Genomic DNA, 23,597 nt, shown 5'->3' with positions numbered 1-23,597 from the left:
TCCGGGTTTTCGGAGGGCCGCCCCCGCCCGTCCGTCCGTCCACTCGTCACACGTTCGCCAGCATCCGCATCAGGTCCACCAGGCCCGCCCCCTGCGCGTACCGCTCCCGGCCGAGGTCGGTGGCAGAGGCCTTGAGCAGGCTCTTGACCTGCGACGGCCGGCCGACGAACTCCGGACGGGCGGAGAGGAAGGCCGCGATCACCCCGGAGACGTGCGGCGCCGCCATCGAGGTGCCGGACTGTTCGGCGTACGTCAGCAGGCTCTCCGGCACCGGGTCCCCCGCGGCCGGGGTCAGCCCCGCGGTGGCCCGGACGTCGCCGCTGGCCGCCGAGGCGATCCACTCGCCGGGGGCCACCACGTCGGGCTTCATCCGTCCGTCGAGCGTCGGGCCCTTGCCGGAGGTCCAGGTGACGCCGAACGCGTGCGGCGCCTCCCGGTGGGTGGAGCCGACGGCGATGCAGTCCTCGGTGTGGGCCGGTTCGGTGATCGAGCCCATGACGGCCGAGGTGTTGGCGGTGTCCCTGGACGTGCTCCGGGCGCCGAAGTTGCCCGCGGAGACCACCACGACCACGCCGGAGGCCACCACCTGGCCCACCGCCTGGCAGAGCGGCGACTGACCCGCGGCGTACTGGTCGGGCCGCCACTCGCAGCCGAGGCTCATGTTGACGCCGTGCACGCGCAGCACCGCCGGGTCCACGTTGACCTCGGTCCGCAGGTAGGTCAGCGCGCGGATGACCGCGCTGGAGGAGGTCACGTAGGTGCCCTGGCGGCTGAGCCTCATGACCTTGAGGCTGACCAGTTCGCAGGCCGGCGCCATCCCGGACAGCCGGTCCGCGCCGGCCCTGGCCACGAATCCGCCGTCCCCGGGGTCGTCCGGCGTCGCCACCCGCGGTGTCATGCCGTCCGGGGAGCAGCCCGCGATGATGCCGGCGACGTGCGTGCCGTGCCCGCTGTCGTCCACGAGCGGCGACGCCGGGCCCTGGCCGGCCGCTCCGCCGGGTGGCTGCGCCACCGGGTCGTCCGGGTTCACCAGGAAGCTGAAGTCGCGGTGCAGCCGGGCGGTCCGCCCCTGCGGCAGGTCCTCGCCCCGTCCCTCGGCGGCGAGTTCCAGCCGGGAGAAGTGCGGGTGGGTCGCGTCGATGCCGCTGTCGATGACGGCCCACACGATCCCGTCGCCGCGCGCACCGTACGCGCGCCAGGCGGCGTCGGCCTTCACGGTGGGTGCCGAGCGGTCGATCTGGGGGTGCAGCGGGTAGTCCGGCCACACCCGGAAGACGGTCGGCGGCCGCCCGCTCCGGGCCGCGGAGCGGCGGTCGTCCTCCACCAGGTCGTGGAGGTCCCCGCGGGACAGGACGGTCTGGTACAGCTTCGGCGCGACCAGTGCGAGCCCCTGCGGCACCTCGGGCTGGACGTGGCTCCCCGAGGTGACCTCCTGCGGCCACCATCCGCGCGACCGTCCCGCGTAGCGCTCCCAGAGCGCGTAGAACTCGTCGCGGACCACCTGGAGCCCGCCGGGATAGCGCAGGTTCAGCTCGATCAGCATCGGCACCTGCTGGTCCGGGTCGGCCTCCCCGGTCTCCCGGAGCTCGATCCCCGGCGGGGGCAGGTTGAGGTCGCCCACGATGGGCGACCTGAAGGGGCTCTCCGGCTCGTACGCCATGACCGTTCCCATCTCCCGGGAAGGCGGGGTGGGCGGCGCGCCGGCACCGCCACCCCTGCTGCGAGTGTCAGCCGGTCCCCCACCCGCTGCAACTCGCCGGGGCCGGTCCCCCTCGCGCCCGCCGGCGGGCCGGATCGGCCGGCGCGAACTCGTCGCGGCGGCCTTTCACATCGGCGGTGGCGGCCTGCCAGACTGGCGTCAAGGCCCGGTCACGGACGGCCTGCCCGGTGACGGACGGCACGGCCACGGACGGGCGGCCCGGTCAGGGACGGATGGCCACGGCACCCAGGCAGGACGCCTCGATGTCGCTGACCGGCTTGGCGTCCGGCTCGGGGCGCCAGCGGGGGGTGGAGGTGATGCCGGGGTCGAGGAGGTCCCAGCCGGTGAAGAACCGGGCGAACTCGTCGTGGGCGCGGGCGCGGACCGGGTTGCCGTTGTCGCGGTAGGCCCGTTCGATGCGGGCCGCGTCCTCGGGGGCGTAGTCGGGGGTGAGGTGGCTGATCACCAGGGCGGAGCCGCGGGTCGGCAGCGCGCTCTTGAGGGTCTCGGCGATCCGGTGCGCGCCCTCGGGGACGAAGTGGAGCAGGGCGACGAGGCTCAGGGCTATCGGCCGGGTGAAGTCGAGCACGCCGGTGGCGCGGACCGCGTCCAGCAGGGCGTCGGGGTCGCGGACGTCGGCCTGGACGTAGGCGGTGCGCCCTTCGGGGCTGCTGTGCAGGAGGGCCTGGGCGTGGGTGAGGACGATGGGGTCGTTGTCGGCGTAGACGACCCTGGCCCGCGGTTCGACGCGCTGGGCGATCTCGTGGAGGTTGGGCGAGGTCGGGATGCCGGTGCCGATGTCGAGGAACTGGGTGACGCCGCTCTGGGCGAGCGCGCGGGTCGCGCGGTGCATGAACGCCCGGTTGGCGCGGGCCGCGGCCGGTGCCTGCGGGAAGACGGCGAGGGCGTGCCCGGCGGCCTCCCGGTCGGCGGGGAAGTTGGTCGTGCCGTCGAGGAAGTAGTCGTAGATCCGCGCTGAGTGCGGCCGGTGGATGGCGAGGTTGACCTCGGCGCCCGACGGAGTGACGGTGTCGTCGTCGTGCTGCTCTGCTGCCATGCGTTTCCCCCTGCGTCGGCGTGTCGTCATGCCCGCAGGTCGGCGCGCACCACGAACCCCCTGGCGCGGTGTTGCGAACCCTGGCGCGGGCCACGGTTCACTATGCCCACAGTCCGTCGCGGACAATCAAGAGCGCGGGGACCTGCCCAGCTCAACGCGATGCGTCAAATCTGGAGCCCATGTGGACATTTTCGGTCTGACGTGACTGATCATCACCTGATCAATAGTCATATGTCAGGTCGTATAAGCCTTTTTGTGATCGCCTTCACATCGGGCTTCCCCGAACGATTGGATGTCCGTATGGAGGACGCCCGTTCTCCCTCGCACTCCACCCGCGCCCGCCCCCCGGGCCGGCCGAGCGTCGCCCACGGGGCCGACGAGGAGGACCCTTGACCAGTGACGACGAGTGGGCCGCGGTCCAACCCACTCACCGGTTGTCCTACCGGCCGTTCTGCGACAGCCACGAAGCGACCTGGCGCGGACTGGCCCGGGCACGGCTGCACGACCAGGAACTCGTCGACCAGGCGGTCCGCAGCATCCGCCGGGAGCTGCGGCGGAACTGGGTCTGCGTCCTCAGCCAGCCCGACATCGAGGCCCACGCCTGGATGATCGCGAAGAGGTGCATCGCCGACCGGGAGCTGAGCAGCGGCCAGGCCCCGCCCAGGGCGGTCGTCGCGGACTGGATCGTCGCCATCCGGCGCGCCCAGGTTCAGGCCCGCATCAGCCTGGAGAACCTCGACAATGGCTACGAGGAGCTCTACGCGGCGATCCTGCGCCTGCCCGAGCGCCAGTACGACATGATCGTCCTTCGCTACATGCTGGACATCGACTACCGGATGATCGCCGTCTACCTCGGCATCACCGAGTCCAACGCCCGCACCACCACCAGCCAGGGCCTGGCCAAGCTCCGCCGGTTCCTCGGCGCCGACACCGCCACGGGGGACATGCAGTGACACGGGGACACGACCGCCGGGCAGCCGCCCCATGGGACCGGCACCACGGGTACGACGACGAACCCGACCAGCCGGTCAGGCTGCCCGCCGGCGTGTCCGTCCCGGACCTGCGCCGCCTCGTCCGCGCCCGCGCCCCCCTGGGCGCCGAACACCTCCAGGCCCGCCACGAACTCGACCTCGCCGCGACCCTGATCATCGCCCAGCCCGAGGCCGCCGACTCCCTGAAGGCCCTCACCAACAACCGGCAGCGCATCCACCCCGGTGGCGCGCTCGTCCTGGCCGCACTGCTCCACCTGACCGGACACGACGACGGCTGCCAGTTCTGGCTGCAGTTCGCCGCCGGCGGCGGCAGCACGACCGCCGCCAGCTGCCTGTCCTTCCTGCACGCCAGCCGCGGCGAGTTCCGCGACTCCGACTACTGGCGCAACCAGGCCGACCAGCTCGCCGCCGAGCCCCTCGACCCGGCCGCGCCGGCCGCGCCCTGGCCGGGCCGGACCCTCCCGGCCGCCGTGTGGGCCGACACCCTCGCCGCGTGCCACGAAGGGCTGACCCTGCGCCTGCCCGCGCGCGTGGCCGCCGTCGTCCACCAGCTGCCCGTCCACTCCGACGACGAGGACCACGGCGAGATCCCCCAGCCCTCCCCCACCCTCGCGGACGACCTCGCCCACGCCTCCGGCCACGCCCGGCCCGTCTGAGACCGGGCCCGGCCGGAGCGGCGAGGCGTACGGCGGGTCACCGCGCGACCGGCAGCTCCGCGGGCCGGACGGCCGGCCCGCGGAGGGCGGCGCGTCAGACGGCCGGCTTCCCGGCGGAGGCCGGCCCGCCGGTGAGGAGGGCCGTGATCTCCTCGGCGAGGTGCGGGCCGAGTTCGCCCCAGCCCTCCTTGTAGCCGTAGACACCGGCCAGGGTGCGGGCCTCGTAGTCGCCGTTCAGGATCTCGATGTCGTCGGGCGTGATGAGCGCCGGGTGGGCCACGCCGACGGCCGACGAGACCTTCAGCAGCTCCTTGCGCAGGGTGCGCAGGTAGGCGGCGGCCCGGTCGGCCTTCGAAGCCGGGTCGATCCCGCGGGCCAGCCACGGGTTCTGGGTGGCGATGCCGGTGGGGCACTTGTCGGTGTGGCACTTCTGCGCCTGGATGCAGCCGATCGACAGCATCGCCTCGCGGGCCACGTTGATCATGTCAACGCCCAGGGCGAAGGCGACGGCGGCGTTCTCCGGCAGGCCGAGCTTGCCGGAACCGATGAAGGTCAGGTCGTCCGTCAGCCCCTGCTCGGCGAAGGTGCCGTAGACCCGGGAGAAGCCCATCCGGAACGGCAGCGACACCGAGTCGGCGAACATCCGCGGCGCCGCGCCGGTGCCGCCCTCGCCGCCGTCGACGGTCACGAAGTCGACCCCGCGGTCACCGCGCGCCATCAGCGTGGCCAGCTCCTGCCAGAAGCCCGTCTCCCCCACCGCGCTCTTGACCCCGACCGGCAGACCGGTCTCGGTGGCGAGCAGCTCGACGAAGTCGAGCATCGAGTCGACGTCACCGAACGCGCTGTGCCGCGACGGGGAGGCGCAGTCCTCGCCCACCGGGATGCCGCGGATCCCGGCGATCTCCGGCGTCACCTTCGCGCCCGGCAGCATGCCGCCCAGCCCCGGCTTGGCGCCCTGGGAGAGCTTGATCTCTATCGCCTTGACCGGAGCGCCGGCGACGACGTCCTTGAGCTTGTCGAGGTTGAAGCTGCCGTCCTCGTTGCGGCAGCCGAAGTACGCGGTGCCGAGCTGGAGGACGAGGTCACCGCCGTTGCGGTGGTAGGGCGAGAGGCCGCCCTCGCCCGTGTTGTGCATCGTGCCCGCCAGCGCCGCGCCCTTGTTGAGCGCCGTGACGGCCGCGCCGGAGAGCGATCCGAAGCTCATCGCCGAGACGTTCACCACGCTCGCCGGCCGGAAGGCCCTGGCCCGCCCGCGCGGCCCGCCCAGCACCTTGGCCGAGGGCAGCGGGGCCTGCGGGTCGTGCAGGTCCGGCAGGGTGCCGGCGAAGGTGCGCTGCTTCAGGTAGGCGTGCCCCTGGACGTGCTCGACGTCGAGTTCGGTCCCGAACCCGAAGTAGTTGTTCTCCTCCTTCGCCGACGCGTAGATCCAGGTGCGCTGGTCACGGCTGAACGGGCGCTCCTCCTCGTTGGAGGTCACGATGTACTGCCGCAGCTCCGGCCCGATCCTCTCCAGCAGGTACCGGGCGTGCCCGACCACCGGGAAGTTCCGGAGCAGCGCGTGCCTCTTCTGGGCGAGGTCGCGGGCAGCCAGCAGTGCCACCGCGGTGGCGGCGGCCGCGCCGATCTTCCGGGCTTGCATGGGCGTTCCTCCTCGGTGCACGGCTCCCTCGCAGGCGAGGGAGCCGTCGTGTCGTGTGGGGCACCGGACGGCGGACGGGCGGGCACCGGCAGACGAGCAGGCGGGCACCGATATCCGTCGAACAATGCGAAATGATGATAGAAGCCCACGTCGACAGGCTTGTCGTCAGGGGACCGGAACGGCCCCACGGTTCGGGGCCGGCCGCCGGCCGCACACCCGCGACCAGGGCCTCACCCCGGCCGGCACCCCGCCACGGCCGTCAATCCACCCCTGCCGTCAACCCACCCCTGCCGTCACCCCGCCGCGGGCGGCACCGTCCGGGAGAGCCACACCCGGATCGCCTCCGCCGTCGTGACCACGTGCTCGTCGAGGACCGAGTAGTGGTCACCCGGCACGTCGCCCGCTCGCAGGTGCAGGGTCGGTACGGTCGTCGCCCCCTGCCAGTCCAGGAAGATCCGCGCGTACGCGCCCAACGCCGCGAGGCCGGGCTCGTCGAGCCTGGTCGCGCCGCGGACCGCCAGCTCGGTGAGCCACTCCTCGTCCCGGACCGGGTAGGTGTCCACCAGCACCACCGCCTCCGCGCCGACCCGTTCGGCGACGGCCTGCGCGACCAGGCCGCCGGTGGAGCGGCCCAGCAGCACCACCGGCCGGCCGAGCCGCTCGATCGAGGCGGCGTGGGCCCGGACGAGGGCCTCCACGTCCTCAGGGACGGGGCCGCCGTCGTAGCCAGGGTGCGGAAGCACCCACAGGCCCGGCAGCTGCCGGGCGAGCAGACCGTACTCCCCGGGCGGTGAGGTGAAGGCGGGGAAGCAGACGACGGCCGGCCCCTCGCCGGTGCTGAGCCGCTGCGGGGCGACGGACGGGAGCGCCGCCGACGACGGCAGCGCCCACGACGCGGAGACGAGCAGGTGCATGGCCTCCCGGGGCCGGCCCAGCTCGCACAGCCTGCGGTACAGGAACGCGAGGCTCCCCGGGAGCGGTGCCGGGCGCAGCTGCTCGGCGAGCGCCCTGGGCGTGGGGGCGTCGAACACCGCCGTGGCGGGCAGGCGCAGGCCCAGCCGTTCCTCCAGCCGGTTGCGCAGCTCGATCGAGGTCAGCGAGTCGAAGCCGAGGTCGGGCATCGGGGTGTCCGGATGCACGTCCGGGTAGCTGAGGACGGCGGCGACTTCGGCGCACACCGTCTCCAGCAGGCCCGCCCGCGGCGTCGGTTCCGGCCTGCTCCGCGTCGCCGGCCGGGGCGGGCCGCCGAGCGCGATCGGCACCAGGACCGGCTCGTCGGTGCCCAGCGCGGCCTCCAGGAGTGCCACGCCCTCCGCGGGTGTGAGGGGCACCAGGTCGGGCGGGGTGCTCCGGCCGGCCATCATCCCGACCGTCCACGGACCCCAGGCCAGGGACAGCGCGGGCAGCCCCAGTCGGTGCCGGTGCCGGGCGAGTTCGTCCAGGTAGCAGTTGGCCGCCGCGTAGTTGGCCTGTCCGCCGTGGCCGAGCACGCCGGACGCCGAGGAGAACAGCACGAAGGCGTCCAGGTCCCGGTGCGCGGTCAGCTCGTGCAGGTGCCGGGCGGCTTCGGCCTTGGGGCGCCAGACCGTCCCCATCCGGGCCGGGGTCATCGACGCCAGGACTCCGTCGTCGAGCACCCCGGCGGTGTGCACGACGGCCCGCAGGTCCTCGATCGAGTCGACCAGCGCAGCCAGTGCCTCCCGGTCGGTGACGTCCAGCCGGGTCTCACCGCCGCGGCTGGCGACCACCACGCGCACCCCCTTGGCCCGCAGGTGGTCGGCGACGGCCCGGCCCAGCGCGCCGCCGCCGGTGATCAGGACGGTCCCGCGCCAGGTGAAGGCGCCTCCCGGCACCGGGACCAGATCCGCGCGCTCGGAAACCGTCCAGACCTGCCCGTCGGTCTGGACCTGTCCATCGTTCTGGGCCTGCCCGTCGGTCCTGGCCTGCCCGTCGCCGAGTTCGGCCAGGGTGAACCGGCCCGGGTGCTCGGTCTGCGCGACCCGGACCAGCCCGGCCACCGCCGCCCCGGCCAGGTCTCCCGGCCGGACCAGCACGGTGAGGTGCTCGTGACCGGCCTGCAGCTCCCGCAGCGCGAGCGCCAGGGCGGCCGGCGCGTCGCCCGGCAGCACCTCGTGGACCCGGCCGGGCGGCCGGCCCGGAGTCCGCCGCCACTCCGGGCGGAACAGCGTGCCCCGGCCCGTCCCGGTCGCCCGCACGGTGAGGGATTCGACGCACGCCACCGGCCGGCCCGTCTGGTCGGCCACGTCGATCCGCCCGTCGCGGATGCGGACCCGCAGACCCGTGGCGCCCCGCGTCAGCAGGCGCACTCCGCGCAGGGCGAACGGCACTCCCTCGCCGAGCAGCCGCGCCGGGTGCAGGGCCGCGTCGAACAGGGCCGGGTGCAGCGCGAACCGCCCCGCGTCCGGGAACTCCCCGCGCACCTCGCCGAAGAGCTCGTCGCCGCGGCGCCACATCCGGTACAGCCCGCGGAACGCCGGTCCGTAGTCGGCGTGTTCGACCTCCAGTTCCTCGGCGTCCGGCGGGGGCCACGCGCCGAGGTCCACCTGCGGCGCGGGGCGGGAGTCCAGCCGGCCCTCGGCGCAGCGGACCCCGTTCGCGTGCACCTCGAAGGGCCGCACGCCGTCGGACTCCGGGCGTACCACGATCTCGACGCGCCGCGTCTCCGGCAGGCGCATCGCCGTGTGCAGGACCAGTTCGTCGACGGTGTCGCAGCCGGCCCGCTCCCCCGCGTACAGGACCAGCTCCAGGATCGCCGTGGCCGGCACGATCGCCGTTCCGTCGACGACGTGGTCGCGCAGCCACACCGGGGTGAGGTCGGCGACGCACACCACCTCGCCGGAGCCGGGCACCACCGTGGTCGACTCGACCAGCGGGTGCTCGACGGTGCGGTCGAGCCAGTAGCGCCGGTGCCGGAAGGCATGGGTGCCGCGCAGCCGGGCCGCCGCCCGCTCGGGGTCGGCGGCGGGGATGACGCCCTCGACGTGTCCGGCGAGCGTGTCGCCAGGACCCAGTTCGACCAGGGCGGCACCGTCGACCAGGGCCGCCTGCTCGGCGAGGCCCGCCGTCTCCTCCAGGTACCGCACCCAGTGGTCCGCACCGTCCTGGCGGGCCCCGACGACCGGGATGAGCGGCGGGTGGTACGTCAGGCTCCGTGCCGCCTCCGCGAACTCCGCCGGGCCGCGGGCGGTGATCAGGCCCGCCGCGTCGGGCAGGGACAGTACGCCCGCCAGGTGGGCGGCCGCGATCCGCCCGGTGGCCTGCCCGATCAGCGCGTCCGGGCGGTACCCCCAGGACTCCAGCAGGCGGAACAGCGCCACCTGGTAGGCGAACAGGGCCGCCCGGGCGATGTCCGGCCGGTGCACCCGGTCGGTGTCGATCGCCTCGCGCAGCCCGGGATCCAGCAGGGCGCAGGCCTGGTCGAACGCCGCGGCGAACACCGGGTGCCCGGCGGCCAGGTCCCGTCCCATCCCGCGCTGCTCCGCGCCCGGCCCCGGCCCCGGCCCCGGCCCCGGGAACAGGAACGCCACCCGGAGCTGCTCGTACTCCTCGACGATCACGTGCGCGTTGGTCCCCGAGATCCCGAAGGCCGACACTCCGGCGCGGCGCGGACGGTCCCGCGCCGGCCAGGGCGTCGGCTCGGTGACCAGCCGGACCGCGCCGGCGGACCAGTCGACGTGCGGGCTGGGCTCGTCGAGGTGGAGCGTGGCGGGCACGGTGCGGTGCCGCATCGCCATCACGCTCTTGATCACGCCCGCGACCCCGGCGGCCGCCTGGGTGTGCCCGAGGTTGGACTTGACGGTGCCGACCAGGACCGGAGCCGGCCGGTCCTGGCCGTACGTGGCGAGCAGCGCGGCCGCCTCGATCGGGTCGCCCAGGGCGGTGCCCGTTCCGTGGGCCTCGACCACGTCGACGTCGGCGCCGGTCAGCCCGGCATCGGCCAGGGCCTGCTGGATCACCGCCGCCTGGGCGGGGCCGCTGGGCGCCGTGAGGCCGTTCGACGCCCCGTCCTGGTTGACCGCGGAGCCGCGCAGCAGGGCCAGGACCGGGTGGCCGTTGCGCAGCGCGTCGGACACCCGTTCGAGGACCAGCACTCCCACCCCCTCCGACCAGACGGTGCCGTCGGCGGCGGCGGAGAACGGCTTCACCCGGCCGTCCGGGGCCAGGCCGCGCTGCCGGCTGAACACCACGAAGCTGTCCGGCGTGGCCATGACCGTCGCGCCGCCCGCCAGGGCCAGGTCGCACTGGCCGGCCCGCAGGGAGTCCGCCGCGAGGTGCAGGGAGACCAGCGACGAGGAACAGGCGGTGTCCAGGGTGAGCGCCGGCCCGTGCAGGCCCAGGCCGTAGGCGATCCGCCCCGAGGCCACGCTTCCGGCGGCGCCCAGGGCGATCTGGGACTGGAGGGGGTGGGCGGTGCCCCGGAAGCGACTGGCGTAGTCGTTGTACATCAGGCCGACGAACACCCCGGTGTTGCTGCCCCGCAGGGATTCGGGCGCGACGCCCGCCCGCTCGACCGCCTCCCAGGCCGTCTCCAGCAGCAGCCGCTGCTGCGGGTCGGTGGCCAGGGCCTCGCGCGGCGACATGCGGAAGAACGGGGCGTCGAAGTCGGCCGCGTCGGTGAGGAAGCCCCCGCGCGTGACGTAGCTGGTGCCGACGTGGTCCGGGTCCGGGTGGTACAGCTCGTCCACCGGCCAGCCCCGGTCGGTGGGGAATCCGGTGATCGTGTCCTGGCCGGCGGCGAGCACCCGCCAGAGGTCCTCGGGGGAGGTGATTCCCCCGGGGTAGCGGCACGCCATGCCCACGATCGCGACCGGTTCGGTGGCCCTGCGGGCGGGCGGCGGGCTCGCGGCGGCGCCGGTGAGGTGGTCGGCCACGGCGCGGGGCGTGGGGTGGTCGAACACCAGGGACGGCGGCAGTGCGACGCCCAGCGCCGCGCCCAGCCGGTCCCGCAGGCGCACGGTGCCGAGCGAGTCCAGGCCGGCTTCGGCGAACGGCTGGTCCGTCCCGGGCGGCCGGCCCGTGATCCCCGCGGTCTCCCGCCGGACCGCGTCGAGCACGTACTGGAACCGGAGCCGTCGCCGGGCCGGTTTGCCCGAGGACGTCTGCGGAATCCGGCTGACCGGGCGGATCTCCTCCGGCACCCGGTGCGGTGGCAGCAGGCGGCGGCAGAAGGCCAGCAGCGCCTCCGGCTCCACGTCGCCCACGACGTAGGCGACCGGCACCTCACCGAGCACCGCGTCGGGCTCGCCCGCCACGACCGCGTCCTCGACGCCCGGGCAGCGGGCCAGCACCTGCTCGATCTCGGCCGGGTGGATGTTCTCCCCGCCCCGGATGATCATTTCGCCGGCCCGCCCGGTCACCACCAGACGGCCGTTCTCCTCGTGGCCGAGGTCCCCGGTGGCCTGCCACCGGTCGGCGCCGGGCATCCTCAGCTGGATCTCGCCGTCCACGAACCGGGTGTCGATGCCGGGCAGGACGACGCCGTCGACGGCGACCTTCCCGGACGTCTCGGTGCTGCCGTAGCCGTCGTGCAGCTCGCGGCCGAACCGGCGGCGGAACCGGTCCCGCAGCTCCTCCGGCAGCGGGGCCCCGGCGGACAGGCACCGCTGCGGCAGCGGAGCACCGGCGTCCAGCAGCTGGGCGAAGATCGTCGGCACGCCGCCCAGGGCCGTGAACGGTGTCCGGCGGAGCAGTTCGGCGGCCCGGTCCGCGGAGAAACGGTCCATCACGTAGGCGCTCGCGCCCAGGGACAGCACGCCCACCAGGCACATCGAGTGCCCGAACGCGTGGAACAGCGGCAGCGGCCACAGCAGGTGGTCGTCGCCGGACATGCCCAGCAGCCCCCGGTAGGCGTGATCGGCCGACCGGAGCCAGGCCTCCGGCGTCGACAGCACGCCCTTCGGGTCCCCGCTGGTCCCCGAGGTGTAGTGGAGCCAGGCGGGCTCGTCCGGTTCCAGGTCGTCACGGGGCCGCGCACCGGTCGACGCGAGCAGCTCGTCCACGGTCACGGTCACCACACCGGCCCCGGCCACCCGCCGGACCTGCGCCAGGTGTTCGCGGTCGGTGACCACCGCTCCGGCGCCGCTGTCCTCCAGCCGGAACCCGAGGTCCTCGTCGGCGCTCCGCGGGTCGAGCGGGACGCCGACCGCGGCCGCGCGGCTGACGCCGAGGGTGGCCGTGACGGCGGGCACCCCGCCGGCCAGGTACAGCGCCACCCGGCTGCCGCGCTCGACGCGGAGGTTGCCGGCCACCCCGGCGGTGCGGCGGGCGAGTTCGCCGTAGGTCACCGCGCCGTCGGCGTCGGCGAAGGCGGTCCTGTCCCCGCGGTCCGCTGCGTGACGGAGGATCAGTTCATGCACCTTGCACCTCTGCGGTCGGTCACGGCGGCTGGCCGAGGTCGGGATCGGGGGTCCTGCTCACGGCCGGCCGCGGACTCCTCCCGCCGGGAACGGCACGGAAGGCCTCCCGCGACAGTCGCTCGGGGTCGGCTCGGTCGCCGGTCGCCGCGCCCGTCCGGACGCAACCGGCCGCACCGCACGCACCGTTGACACGACGGAGCACTGACGCACCATCACCATCCACTGTACAGAGCGGCCGGCCGGCCACCGGCCCGGGTGCCGCCGGGGCCCTCCCTCGACGGCCCGGGTGGCCGGTCCGGGGCACGGGGCCGAGGTACGGATCCGGCGCCGGCGCGCTCCCGTTCAACGGATCCGGAGGGCGCTTTCGGTGATGTTGCGGGCCATGCCGCCGAACACCACGGTGTGGAACGGCGCGACGGCCCACCAGTAGGCGTGTCCGGCCAGACCGTGCGGGTGGAACAGCGCCCGCTGCCGGTAGCACGCCCCGTGGCCGCCGTCCGGCGTGACGGAGAGTTCGAGCCAGGCCAGCCCGGGCAGACGCATCTCGGCCCGCAGGCGGAGCAGCCTGCCGGGTTCGATCTCCTCGACCCGCCAGAAATCGAGGGAGTCCCCGACCCGCAGCCGGGCCGGGTCGCGGCGGCCCCGGCGCAGTCCGACGCCGCCGACCAACCGGTCGAGCCGGCCCCGCAGGGCCCAGGCGAGCGGGAAGGAGTACCAGCCGTTGTCCCCGCCGATGCCTTCGATCACCCTCCAGACGTCGGCGGGTGACGCGGTCACGGTGCGTTCCCGGACGTCCTGGTAGAGGCTGCCGCCGGCCCAGTCGGGGTCGGTGGGCAGCGGGTCGCTGGGGACACCGGGCAGCGAGGCGGAGGACCAGCGGGTGGCGACGTCGGCGTCCTTGATCCGGCGCAGGGCGAGCGTGACGGCCTGGTCGAAGCCGGTGAGTCCGGCCGGCGGGTCGGGCACCCAGCGGGCGATGTCGTGCTCGCCGCAGACCACTTCGTGGCGCAGGGACTCGACGAGCGGTCGGGCGATGGAGCCGGGCACCGGGGTCACCAGGCCGACCCAGAGACTGGAGAGGCGGGGCGTGAGGACCGGGACGGGGACGATGAGGCGCCGGCGCAGTCCGGCGATCCGGGCGTAGCGCCGCATCATCTGCTCGTAGGTGAGGACGTCGGGGCCGCCGATGTCGAAGGCCCGGTTCAGCCCGGGCGGCAGGTGGGCCGCGCCGACCAGGTAGCGCAGGACGTCCCGGACGGCGATCGGCTGGATCCGGTTGGACACCCAGCGCGGGGTGACCATCGCGGGCAGGCGTTCGGTGAGGTGGCGCAGCATCTCGAAGGAGGCGCTGCCGGACCCGATGATCACCGCGGCGCGCAGTTCGGCCGTGGGGACGCCGCCGGCCCGGAGGATGCGGCCGACCTCGGCGCGGGAGCGCAGGTGCGGGGACAGCTCCGCGGCCGCGTGGTCGGGGACGAGGCCGCCGAGGTAGACGATCCGGGTGACGCCCGCGGCCGCAGCGGCGGCCGCGAAGGCGCGGGCGGCTTCGCGGTCGGTCGCCTCGAACGAGGGCCCGGTGCCGAGCGAGTGGACGAGGTAGTAGGCGACGTCGACGTCGTCGAAGGCCCCGCTGAGGGTGGCGGGGCGGGTGACGTCACCGGTGGCGGTCTCCACCCGGGCCCGCCAGGGCTGGTCGCGCAGTCGCCCTGGGTCCCGTACCAGGCAGCGCACGGCGTGCCCGCGGGCGAGCAGTTCGGGCACCAGGCGGCCGCCGATGTAGCCGGTCGCACCGGTCACCAGGCAGCGCAGCGGGCCGGGCTGCTGCGGATCCATGCCGACTCCTCCTCCGGAAGCCGTGCTCGCGGGCTTCCGCCGGTACCGAAACGACGCCACCAGCATCGCGCAGGACCTTCGGAGCCGGCATCCGGAGCGGACCGGCGGGTGCGCCGGCCCCCAGCCCCGGCCCCCAGCCCCCGGCCCCCGGCCCGCGGGTGAGCGGCGGGGCGGGTTCACCGGTCTCGCACATATCACCGAACCCATGCAGTGATATCAGCACAGTATTTCCATCACCCATTTGGCGGGATCGGCGTTCGAATATCGAAGGCTACGATTCATTCCTGAGCCCCAGGAAATTTCCTGAGGAAATTTCTCGGGGCGGCCACCAGCACCACCAGGTGTCCGGTCATATTTTTCCGGACTCCAGGAAGTCGAACACGAGAGGGGATGATCGCCATGGCGAACCACTGGAACGGGATGCCGGCCGGTTCGATCGACGCGGTCTGGATCAAGAGCAGCGCGAGCTCGCCGAACGGCCAGTGCGTGGAGGTCGCCGCCACATGGGAGGGGAATGTGGCGGTCCGCAACTCGCGCGACCCGGAAGGTCCCGCACTGCTGTTCACTCCGGCGGAGTGGGCGGCCTACCTGTCGGGCGCCAAGGCCGGGGAATTCGACCGGCTGATTACCGGCTAGTATTCCGACAGGAATAAAGTCGCGAACACGCGGGCCTCGATTGTGAGACGATGAGACCGTTTACTATCTGGTCTTTCTCATCACTGGGGCCCGCGTGTCCGCTTTTGACGCATCCGAGGCATTCAAGGGATATGTCCCGACCGGCCGGCCGGACGCAGATCCGGGGAGGAATCCCACGGTCGCGGCCGTGGTCGTCAGCGCCACGCTGCGCTCCGCACGGCTGAACCTGGGAGTGAAGCAGGGCGTCGTCGCGACCGGCGGCAACATGTCGGCCTCGAAGCTGTCCAAGCTCGAACGCGGGCTCGCCCTGCCGCAGCAACGGGACGTGGAGCTCCTCGCCGACCTCTACGGCCTGCGCCCCACGGAGAAGGCGTGGCTCATACTGCTCACCAGGCAGGCCCAGCAGCCGCCGGAGTGGCAGCGGGCGGGCCTCGTCGTACCTCCCTTCATGGGCCAGCTGGTCGGACTGGAGCCCGCGGCCGAACGGCTGTGGACGTTCGAGGCCGACCTCATCTCCGGACTGCTCCAGACCGAGGGCTACATGCGGGCCGTGATGGCCTCCAGCCAGCCGCCGCTCGACGCCGGCGAGATCGAGGAGAGGGTGGAGCTGCGCCTCTACCGGCAGGCGAAGCTCTTCGCCAACCTGCCGGAGTGCATCTTCGTCCTCGACGAGAGCATGCTGCGCCGCCGCATCGGCAGCCGGGAGACCATGGTCGAGCAGCTGGACCGGCTGATCGAGGTCGCGGAGAACCCCCTGATCCAGATCCGCGTCCTCCCGCTGGACGGCGAGCAGGTCCTCACCGGCGTGTGCTCCATGACGCGCCTGGAGTTCGGCCGGGAGGCCACGGGCCTGCCCTCCGTGATCTACCTGGAGGTCGGCGACACCGGCAAGTACTTCGTCAAGGGCGCCGAGCCGGAGGAGAAGGACGCGCCGTCATTCGAACGGCACAGCACCACCCTGACGATGCTCCTCGGAGAGACCGCCGGCCGCGAGCAGAGCCTGGAGCTGCTGAAGGAGGCCCGGCAGCGGTTCGCCCGCTGACGGGCCTCCCCTCCTCAGGAGATCCGCTGCTCAGCGGATGCGCGCGACCCCGCCGAACTCGACCCACTCCAGGCTCTTCTGCGGTCGGCGCAGATCGGAGTCCGGCCGCCAGTGGGTGACGTCCCCCAGGTACGGCGCGAGGACGGACAGCCCGTCGAAGTACCGGCGGACGTCGTGCTTCTCGCGCACCCGTCCCCAGTGGCCGTCCGTACCCTGGTCCATCAGCTCGGTGACCTCGCGCCGGACCCGCTCCTCGTCACTCACGAGCTGGCAGATCACCAGGTAGCTGCCGGGGGCGAGGTGTTCCCGCATCCGCCGGATCATCGCCGCGGGCTCCTCGCGGTCCTTCAGGCAGTGGATCACCGACACGTACAGCGCGGCCACGGGCCGGCCGAAGTCGATGAACCCGCCCTTCGAGGCCTGCTCGACGATCCGCCCGGTGTCGGTCATGCTCGCCTCGATGAACCGGGTGCCGCTGTTCACCTCCAGCGAGGTGCGGCCGTGCGCGATCACGATCGGGTCGATGTCTATGTAGGCGACCCGGGCGCCCTGGTGGACCTCCTGCGCGACCTGGTGCACATTGGGCCTGGTCGGCAGGCCGGACCCGTGGTCGACGAACTGGGTGATACCGCGTTCGCGTGCCAGGAACCGCACCACGCGTTCCAGGAACCACCGGTTGTTCAGGGCCAGTTCGCGGCTGCTCGGAGCGATCTCCAGAAGGTCCTCGCAGGCCTTCCGATCGGCTTCGAAGTTGAGTTCGCCGCCGAGTAACCAGTCGTACATACGTGCTGCGCTCGGGATGGAGGTGTCAATGGCATGCCCATGCCCACCCTCAGTACCCACGGCGCCCCTTCCGTGGCCGGATCAACCCGGGGTGTTCCCCGGGGAGTTGGGGCCCCATCGTAGGCACGGGCGGGCGGATTCACCACGCCTTCGCATCAGGGGTCGAGGCGTCCGGTGGCGCGCCGTGGCGAACGGGCGCCGGATCCGCGCAGGTCGCACGCCACCTCCCCGCGCCGGAGGGTGCCGCGGCTCCCCCTCAACCGATGGACGCCGGGTCGGAAGTGAGTGTCATGTGCGCGCAAGCATGCGAAGTGCGGCGCGCAGCTCCACTTCCACGACGCCTTCGGTGACCCCCATCAACCGGGCCGCCTCCGACGGGTCGAAGCCCAGCCGGTAGCGCAGGAGAACCGCGTCGGCGGCGGCCGCGGGCAGCATGGTGTGCAGCCGGTCCCCCGTCCGCCGGCCGGGGGCGGTGCGTCGCGACACGGCATCCCGCAGGAAGGACCAGCACACCGCGGTCGGCTCGGGGCAGCACAGCACCGCGTCCCACTCGGCCTCGACGTGGCCGAAGGTCCATGCCACCGCCTCCGCGGCGGGCCCGGCGCCGTCCAGCCGCGCCCGCGCGTACCTCCCGTACGGCGACCCGTACAGCTGGACGAAACCCTCGAAGCCGCTGCGCGCCCGCGGACTCCGCACGCGGGCTCCGGATCCCGGTGAACGCACCGTCAGACCCCCCACACCCGTCGGCCCCGGAACCCGGCCGCCCCGGCGCACCGGGGCAGCGCCACCCGGGCCATGCGCGGGGCGGCGAAAACGCCACTCAAACATGCGGCGGCATCGATTACCCCGAACGAGCGCAGGGCCCGGTCCGGCGGGAATTCACTGGTAGCTTGAGCGGAATCCGGGTGCGACGGAATGCGCCGCCGCACGCCGCGGAATAGGTCGAACATGCCTTGTCTCTTCGTTCTCGGTCAGCCGTGTTCGGCCCCGGGCACGGTGGGGCGACCATGCCCGGGACCTCGCCGGTCGACCGGCATGAACATCAACCTACCGGCGATTCCAGCCCGTACGGCAGTTGAGGCCCAACCGCGCAATTTCCAATTGGCCGCGCGGGGCGATTCGAACCCGGGGGCACCCGATCCGCTCCGGAGTCGGCAGACATCGCAGCGTTCCGGTCATATTCTCTTCAAGAATGAAATTCCGGACTCACGCGTTCCCCATCCCGCCGGCCCGACGCACCGTCCCCCTACGGGGCGCCGCCGGAAACGGCCGGGGGCGGGCGGCGCGAATGCCAGGGCGCCGACCGCTCCGCGGGGTCGGATCCGCGGGGTCAGATCCGCGTGGACAGCGGCACGGATATCTGCTTCATCCAGGTGCCTGTCGCGAAGTCACGTGCCCTGATGACGACCCGGTCGCGGTGCACGTCCACCTGGAGCCCCTGGTTGAAGTGCCCGGGGACGGTGACCTCGCCGCCCTGGCCGTTGTCGGCGAAACCGGTCTGCACGGCACCGGTGTTGATCACCGAGAAGCCGTCCAGGTTGGCGGTGCCCGGCACGACGCGGCGGACGTACCAGTCCGAGAGGGTCAGGTCCCAGTGGGTGTGGCCGCTGAACAGGAACACGTCGCGGTAGCGCCCGAGGAGGCCGAGGAGGCGGTCCGGCTGGAGGTAGTCGCTCATGTAGATCTTGCTGCGGGTACCGGAGACGGTGTTGGGCAGCGGGTGGTGGGTGATCACCATGACCGGCTTCCGGCGGCGCGCCCAGTACTGGAGGCGGTCCTCCAGCCACTTGAACTGCGCCTCGCTGATCCACACCTCGTCCCACAGGGAGCTGTCGTGGTACTTCATGTAGCGCTCGGTGCCGAGGGTCAGGACCGGGATGCCGCCGAAGGTCGTCTCCGCGTAGATCGCGGACCGCCTGGCGAACCGGTAGAAGCTGCGGAAGAGGGATTCCTCGGTGGTGCCGTTGGGCCAGGTGCTCTGGGCGAGCGTGTTCGGGTCGGCCCACTTGGGCACGTAGAACTCGTGGTTGCCGATGGCCCAGGCCACCTCGCGGGGCTTCGGCCCCTGGTCCAGCACCTTCTGCACGTCGGCGTACTCGAAGTCGTAGCCGCGCGGCGTGATGTCCCCCGCCACGGCCAGGCCCGAGGACTGCGGGTTGGCGGCCTTGATGTCCCTGAGCGCCTGGGCGAAGTCGCCGAGGTCGCCCTGGATGTCACTGATGACGTTGAACGTGGTCACCAGCCCACCACCGCCGTCGGCGGGTGCCGCCTCGGCGGTCCCCTGGGCGAGACCTCCGAGCACCAGGGCACCAGCGGTCGCGCCGAGCAGCGATCTGCGTTCCATGGGTCTTTCCTTTCGGCTGTCGCGCGGGATCGGGGCAGTTCGACTCCGCGCTTCGGACCAGACCCGTTATCACTATGCGATCAAGTGGGCGGCCAGGTGAACGGGCACTGTCACGTTGTCGAGGCCGAGCGGTCCTGATGCCCGGTCACCGTGCCGTACCCGCCACGAGGTGCCGGCCGGACGCCCACAGGGCGCGGAGCCGACGGCTCCGCGCCCTGCCCACCGGTCCCCTGACGGCGGGGACGGTGCGTGGTGGTCCGCTCATGAGCGTTTCGAGGAATCGGACGACGGCCGCCTCCGCTGCAGCCACAGGCCCGTGAGGGACACGGCCACGGTGAGCCCCAGCGCCAGCAGGGCGTCGGCGCGCGAGTCCTGGAGGACGATCATCACCGCGTACAGCCCGAGGAGCGCGAGCAGCGCCGCCCAGGTGAGCCCGGGGAACAGCCAGACGCCGGTACCGGGAAGGGGCCGGCGCCCGTCGGCGCGGTCCCGACGGCCGAGCACCAGGTGTGCCGCGGCGATGCCGATCCAGGTGACGTACACGGTGTCGCCGGTGATGTTGACGAGCCGGCTGAAGGCGCCCGTCGGGTGGACGACCTGGAGGAGCAGGCAGAGCGCCGCGAGCGCGGAGGTGAACAGGATCGCCGTGTGCGGCGCCCCGCGCCGGGAGATCCGGGCGAAGACGGACGGCGCGTCACGGTCCCTGGCCAGCGCGAACAGCATCCGGGAGCTGGCGTACACCTGGGAGTTCATCGTGGAGAGCATCGCGGCGAACAGCACGACGTTCAGCACGGTGGACGCGCCGGGCACGCCGAGGTGGTCGAGCGTGGCGGCGAACGGGCTCTCGCCGACGGCCGCGCTGTTCCAGGGCAGGAGCAGGACGACCACGGACAGCGAGCCGAGGTAGAACACGGTGACCCGCCACATGATGGTGCGGGTGCTCTTGCGGATCGCGGCGGCGGCGTCCTCGGCCTCGCCGGCGGCGATGGTCACGATCTCGGTACCTGAGAAGGAGAACATCGCGCCGGAGGTGGCGATCACGACTCCGCTGAGGCCCATCGGGAGGAAGCCGCCCTGGCCCAGCAGGTTCCCGGTGCCCGGCGCGGGCGTGCCCGGCAGCAGGCCGGCGACGGCGACGAGGCCGACGCCGATGAACAGGGCGACCACCGCGACCTTGACCCACACCACCCAGAACTCCATCTCGCCGTAGGCGCGTACGGAGCCGAGGTTGACGGCGGTCACCGTGCCGAGCATCAGCAGGGCGACCAGCCAGACCGGGAGGGCCGGGAGCCAGCCGTGCACGATCTGCCCGGCCGCGATGGATTCGATGCACATGCCCAGCGGCCAGCCGACCCAGTAGATCCAGCCGCTGGCGAACCCGGCCCAGCGGCCGAACGCCAGCCGGCCGTACACCGCGAAGGCGCCGGTGTCGGGGCGGGTCACGGACATCTCGGCGAGCATCCGCATGACGACCACGACGATGGCGGCCGTGAGGGCGTAGGCGATCAGGACGCCCGGGCCCGCCTGCTGGATGCTCACCCCCGAGCCGACGAAGAGCCCGGCGCCGACCGCACCGCCGATGCTGATCATGGTCATGTGACGGCTGAGCAGGCTCCGCGACAGCTGCGGGCCGCCGCCGGCTCCACCGCTGTCAGCGCTGCCACCGCTGCCGGAAGCACCGCCGACACCGTCGCTCAGCGTTCCGGCGCCCGTACCTCCCCTCGGGTCGCTCACGACTCCAGCGCCATTCTCTGCTGGGCGTCCACCTGGGTCAGCAGCGCGCGGAACAGCGGCAGCCGCAGCTCGGAGTCCGGTACCAGCGCCTCCGGGTGCCACTGGACGCCGACGGTCCAGGCCGCCCGCGGGCCGTCGGACAGCTCGACGGCTTCCACGCACCCGTCGTCGGCGCGGGCCGACACCCGCAGTCCGTCGCCCACCCGGTCCACCGCCTGGTGGTGACCGGACGCCACCGCGATCCGGTCGCGCCCGAACGCCCCGGCCAGCGCGCTGCCGGCCGACAGCGCGACCTCGTGGACGGCCCACTCGATCCCGGGCTCCGGGTTGTGCGTGACGGCGGTCGGCGCCATGTCGACGTGGAGGGTCCCGCCGCGGACGATGTTGAGCAGCTGCATGCCGCGGCAGATCCCGAGCATCGGCCGCCGGTGCTCCAGGGCGTGCCGGACCACGGCGGCGTCCAGCAGGTCCTGTGCGGGGTTGACGTCGTACAGCGCCGGGTGGGCGGAATCGGCACCGTACATGGCCGGGTCGACGTCCCCGCCGCCGGGCACCACGAAGCCCGCGCAGCCGGCGAGCCGCTCGTCCAGCGGGCTGTCCTCGGAGTGCGGCTGGAGCAGGACGGGCTCGGCGCCGGCGGCCCTGACCAGGGAGACGATCTCCTCGAAGATGCGGTTCGCCTCACCGATGCGCTCGTCGGCGCCCGGGGCGTCACCGTCGCTGAGGCGTACGGGTATCCCGATCAGGGGTGCCGGGTGGTCGGTGAGGGTCATGGGTTCTCCTGTGAACGGCTTGCCAATGAGATCCGAAATCTAGAAGATAGGTTTCATGGATGGCAAGGGGTGGACTCGACACATCGAGCCGGTGCGTTCGGCGGGGGCCGCGGAGGCCATCGCCCGCCGGCTCGGCGAACTGATCGGCGCGCGGATCCTCGTCGGGGGTGACCGCCTGCCGCCGGAGAAGACCCTGGCCGAGCTGTTCGGGGTCGCGGTGATGACCGTCCGCCACTCGATGGCGGTGCTGCGGGAGGACGGCCTGATCGAGACCCGGCGCGGCCACGGGGCCGGCACCTACGTCGTGCCCGACATCCTCACCCGCATCGGCGAACTGACCGCCCTCCACCCGTACACGCTGGCCGACATCGAAGAGCTGACGGCCTGGCGGATCGCGGTGTCCGGAGAGGCCTCCGCCCGGGCCGCCCTCCGGGCCTCCGAAGCCGGGCTGGCCAGGATGCGCGAACTCGAGTCCGCCGCCGACGCGGCGGTCGCCGACCCGGAGGCCTACCGCACGGCGGACGCCGGACTCCACCTGCACATCGCCGAACTCTCCGGCTCCAGGCGGCTGCTGGAGGCCGAGCAGGGGATCCAGCACGAGCTGACCAGGCTGCTCGCCAACCACCCCGGCGGGACCGGGTCCCGCAGCACCCCAGACCAGCGCCACCGCGCCCTCGCCTCGGCGATCGAGGCCCGCGACCCGGCACGGGCCCGCGGGCAGTTCACGATCCACGCCGAGGCCACCGCCGACCTGTGCCTCCCCTTCGTCCAGCAGCCGCACCGGCCCGCCTGACGACGGCCGTCGACGACCGCCCCCGTAGAGTTAGCTGAGGCACACCTAAGTCACACAGGCCGTACCCCTTCTCGCCACACCGGCACGGGCGGCCCCCGTCTCCGACGACCGTCGGCGCCGGGGTGTGCCGGTCGAGTGCGTCGGGACAGGGAGAGAGATGGCGAGGGACGGCCAGGAGGCCAGGCGTCCGCACGGCGAGCTGGTCGCGGACGTGCTGGCGGTGTTGTGGGCGGCCGGCGAGCCGATGACGGCCCAGCAGGTCAAGGGTGCGCTGCACCAGGGCCTGGCCCGGACGACGGTGACGACGATCCTCGCCCGCCTGCACGAGAAGGGGACCCTGGAGCGCACCCGGCCGGGGCGTTCCTTCGCCTACGCGCCGGTCTCGGACGCCGCCGGCCTGGCGGCCGGGCGGATGCGCCGGGAACTGGAGAAGGAGCCGGAGCGGGACCTGGTGCTGAAGCGGTTCGTGTCCGCGTTGTCCACGGACGACGGGGACGTCCTGCGGCGTCTCCTGATCGAGGCGGCGGCCGAACCGGCTCCGGCCGAGGGTGCGGCCGCGCTGGAGGCCGAGGCGTGACGCTGTTCCTGGTGATCGTCGCCCTCGCCGTGGTGCTGCCCTGGGGAGCGGCGCCGGCGGCTGGCCGGCTGGCCGGGCTGCTTCCGCCCCGCGAGGCCTCCCTGACGCTCGCCGGAGCGGCGGTGCTGCTCGCGGGCGGCACGGTCGCGGCACTGGTCGGGCTCTTCCATGTGCCGTTCCTGGCGGCGCTGGAGCATCTGCGGCTCGCCCAGGTGACGGCGGACTGGCCGGCGGTGTTGCCGGTGTCCTGCGCCGCCGGGGCCCTGCTCGCCGTGCAGGCGGTCCGGCTGGTGCTGGCCGCCCGCCGGCACCGTGCGCTGCTGTCCCGGGCGTGGACGCTGACCGGGGAGGGAACGGCCGAGGGCGACGTGCTCGTCGTGCCCGGCGAGGAGGCGGAGGCCTTCGCCCTTCCGCGCCACCGCGGGCGCGCGGGCCGCGTCGTGGTGTCGGAGGGCATGCTCAGGGTCCTCGGACCGTCGGAGCGCGCGGTGCTGCTCGCCCATGAACGGGCCCATCTCCGCGGGCGTCACCACGTGTTCTCGGCCGTCGTCGGCCTGGCCGCCGCGGCGCATCCGGCGCTCGCGCGGCTCGGGCCCGCGCTGGAGTTCCACCTGGAGCGGTGGGCGGACGAGGCCGCCGCAGCGGCGGTGGGAGACCGGAGG

At 73.3% G+C, this 23,597-nt stretch carries 17 protein-coding genes; 7 read left to right on the top strand and 10 right to left on the bottom strand.

Translation table 11 applies throughout. The features are described 5' to 3' along the window. Nucleotides 1-46: 46 nt before the first annotated feature. The gene (locus BU198_RS07050; RefSeq protein WP_188295990.1) at nt 47-1,660 is read right to left on the bottom strand and encodes a S8 family serine peptidase; all 1,614 of its coding nucleotides are present in this window, start codon (nt 1,658-1,660) and stop codon (nt 47-49) included. Between the two features lie 262 nt (nt 1,661-1,922). Next, a complete protein-coding gene (locus tag BU198_RS07045) occupies nt 1,923-2,756 on the bottom strand; it encodes an SAM-dependent methyltransferase (RefSeq protein ID WP_188295989.1) in 834 nt (277 codons plus the stop codon). A 389-nt stretch (nt 2,757-3,145) separates the two neighbouring features. Here BU198_RS07045 and BU198_RS07040 point away from each other — a divergent pair, with 389 nt between their 5' ends. Together BU198_RS07040 and BU198_RS07035 are read left to right on the top strand one after the other, a co-directional pair. After that, a complete protein-coding gene (locus BU198_RS07040; protein ID WP_188295988.1) occupies nt 3,146-3,709 on the top strand; it encodes an RNA polymerase sigma factor in 564 nt (187 codons plus the stop codon). Then, the gene (locus BU198_RS07035) at nt 3,706-4,404 is read left to right on the top strand and encodes a hypothetical protein (RefSeq protein WP_317620003.1); all 699 of its coding nucleotides are present in this window, start codon (nt 3,706-3,708) and stop codon (nt 4,402-4,404) included. The genes BU198_RS07040 and BU198_RS07035 overlap by 4 nt, the downstream gene beginning before the upstream one ends. Nucleotides 4,405-4,498: 94 nt before the next feature. On the opposite strand, the gene BU198_RS07030 is transcribed toward BU198_RS07035, so the two are convergent. From BU198_RS07030 to BU198_RS07020, 3 genes are all read right to left on the bottom strand, one after another. Further along, nucleotides 4,499-6,043, bottom strand: a complete 1,545-nt coding sequence (locus tag BU198_RS07030) for an FMN-binding glutamate synthase family protein (protein ID WP_188295987.1) — start codon at nt 6,041-6,043, stop codon at nt 4,499-4,501. A gap of 293 nt (nt 6,044-6,336) precedes the next feature. Beyond that, complete coding sequence (locus BU198_RS43740) at nt 6,337-12,420, bottom strand: type I polyketide synthase (protein ID WP_188295986.1); 6,084 nt, start codon at nt 12,418-12,420, stop codon at nt 6,337-6,339. 342 nt (nt 12,421-12,762) lie between these two features. Further along, nucleotides 12,763-14,253, bottom strand: coding sequence for an SDR family oxidoreductase (locus tag BU198_RS07020; RefSeq protein ID WP_188295985.1), 1,491 nt, complete (start codon nt 14,251-14,253; stop codon nt 12,763-12,765). A 399-nt stretch (nt 14,254-14,652) separates the two neighbouring features. On the opposite strand from BU198_RS07020, the gene BU198_RS07015 reads away from it, so the two are divergent. Then, the gene (locus BU198_RS07015) at nt 14,653-14,889 is read left to right on the top strand and encodes a DUF397 domain-containing protein (protein WP_188295984.1); all 237 of its coding nucleotides are present in this window, start codon (nt 14,653-14,655) and stop codon (nt 14,887-14,889) included. Nucleotides 14,890-15,076: 187 nt separating this feature from the next. Then, complete coding sequence (locus BU198_RS07010; protein ID WP_188295983.1) at nt 15,077-15,931, top strand: helix-turn-helix domain-containing protein; 855 nt, start codon at nt 15,077-15,079, stop codon at nt 15,929-15,931. A 30-nt stretch (nt 15,932-15,961) separates the two neighbouring features. Here BU198_RS07010 and BU198_RS07005 read toward each other — a convergent pair whose 3' ends face one another. From BU198_RS07005 to BU198_RS06985, 5 genes are all read right to left on the bottom strand, one after another. Next, nucleotides 15,962-16,774, bottom strand: coding sequence for an SAM-dependent methyltransferase (locus tag BU198_RS07005; protein WP_317620002.1), 813 nt, complete (start codon nt 16,772-16,774; stop codon nt 15,962-15,964). 228 nt (nt 16,775-17,002) lie between these two features. Next, the gene (locus BU198_RS43735) at nt 17,003-17,410 is read right to left on the bottom strand and encodes a sigma factor-like helix-turn-helix DNA-binding protein (RefSeq protein ID WP_188295981.1); all 408 of its coding nucleotides are present in this window, start codon (nt 17,408-17,410) and stop codon (nt 17,003-17,005) included. 634 nt (nt 17,411-18,044) lie between these two features. Continuing rightward, nucleotides 18,045-19,058 (bottom strand): metallophosphoesterase family protein, encoded by a 1,014-nt coding sequence (locus BU198_RS06995; RefSeq protein WP_188295980.1) that lies wholly within the window; start codon nt 19,056-19,058, stop codon nt 18,045-18,047. A 261-nt stretch (nt 19,059-19,319) separates the two neighbouring features. Beyond that, the gene (locus BU198_RS06990) at nt 19,320-20,654 is read right to left on the bottom strand and encodes an amino acid permease (RefSeq protein WP_188295979.1); all 1,335 of its coding nucleotides are present in this window, start codon (nt 20,652-20,654) and stop codon (nt 19,320-19,322) included. 134 nt (nt 20,655-20,788) lie between these two features. Next, nucleotides 20,789-21,565, bottom strand: a complete 777-nt coding sequence (locus BU198_RS06985; protein ID WP_188295978.1) for a gamma-glutamyl-gamma-aminobutyrate hydrolase family protein — start codon at nt 21,563-21,565, stop codon at nt 20,789-20,791. A 55-nt stretch (nt 21,566-21,620) separates the two neighbouring features. Between BU198_RS06985 and BU198_RS06980 the strand changes: the two genes are divergently transcribed. The 3 genes from BU198_RS06980 to BU198_RS06970 form a co-directional block, all read left to right on the top strand. Further along, nucleotides 21,621-22,358 carry a FadR/GntR family transcriptional regulator gene (locus tag BU198_RS06980; protein ID WP_188295977.1) on the top strand — a complete coding sequence of 246 codons (738 nt, stop codon included), beginning with the start codon at nt 21,621-21,623 and terminating at the stop codon, nt 22,356-22,358. 157 nt (nt 22,359-22,515) lie between these two features. After that, a complete protein-coding gene (locus BU198_RS06975; protein WP_188295976.1) occupies nt 22,516-22,935 on the top strand; it encodes a BlaI/MecI/CopY family transcriptional regulator in 420 nt (139 codons plus the stop codon). Beyond that, nucleotides 22,932-23,597: M48 family metalloprotease (locus BU198_RS06970; RefSeq protein WP_188295975.1), on the top strand; the 666-nt coding region annotated here is incomplete at its 3' end. The genes BU198_RS06975 and BU198_RS06970, both read left to right, overlap by 4 nt.

This window comes from Streptomyces sp. CBMA156, assembly GCF_014596515.1.
In the GTDB taxonomy this organism is placed as follows: Bacteria; Actinomycetota; Actinomycetes; order Streptomycetales; family Streptomycetaceae; genus Kitasatospora.
Note: the sequence above shows the minus strand (reverse complement) of the source record. Positions and strands in the feature narration are given on the sequence as shown.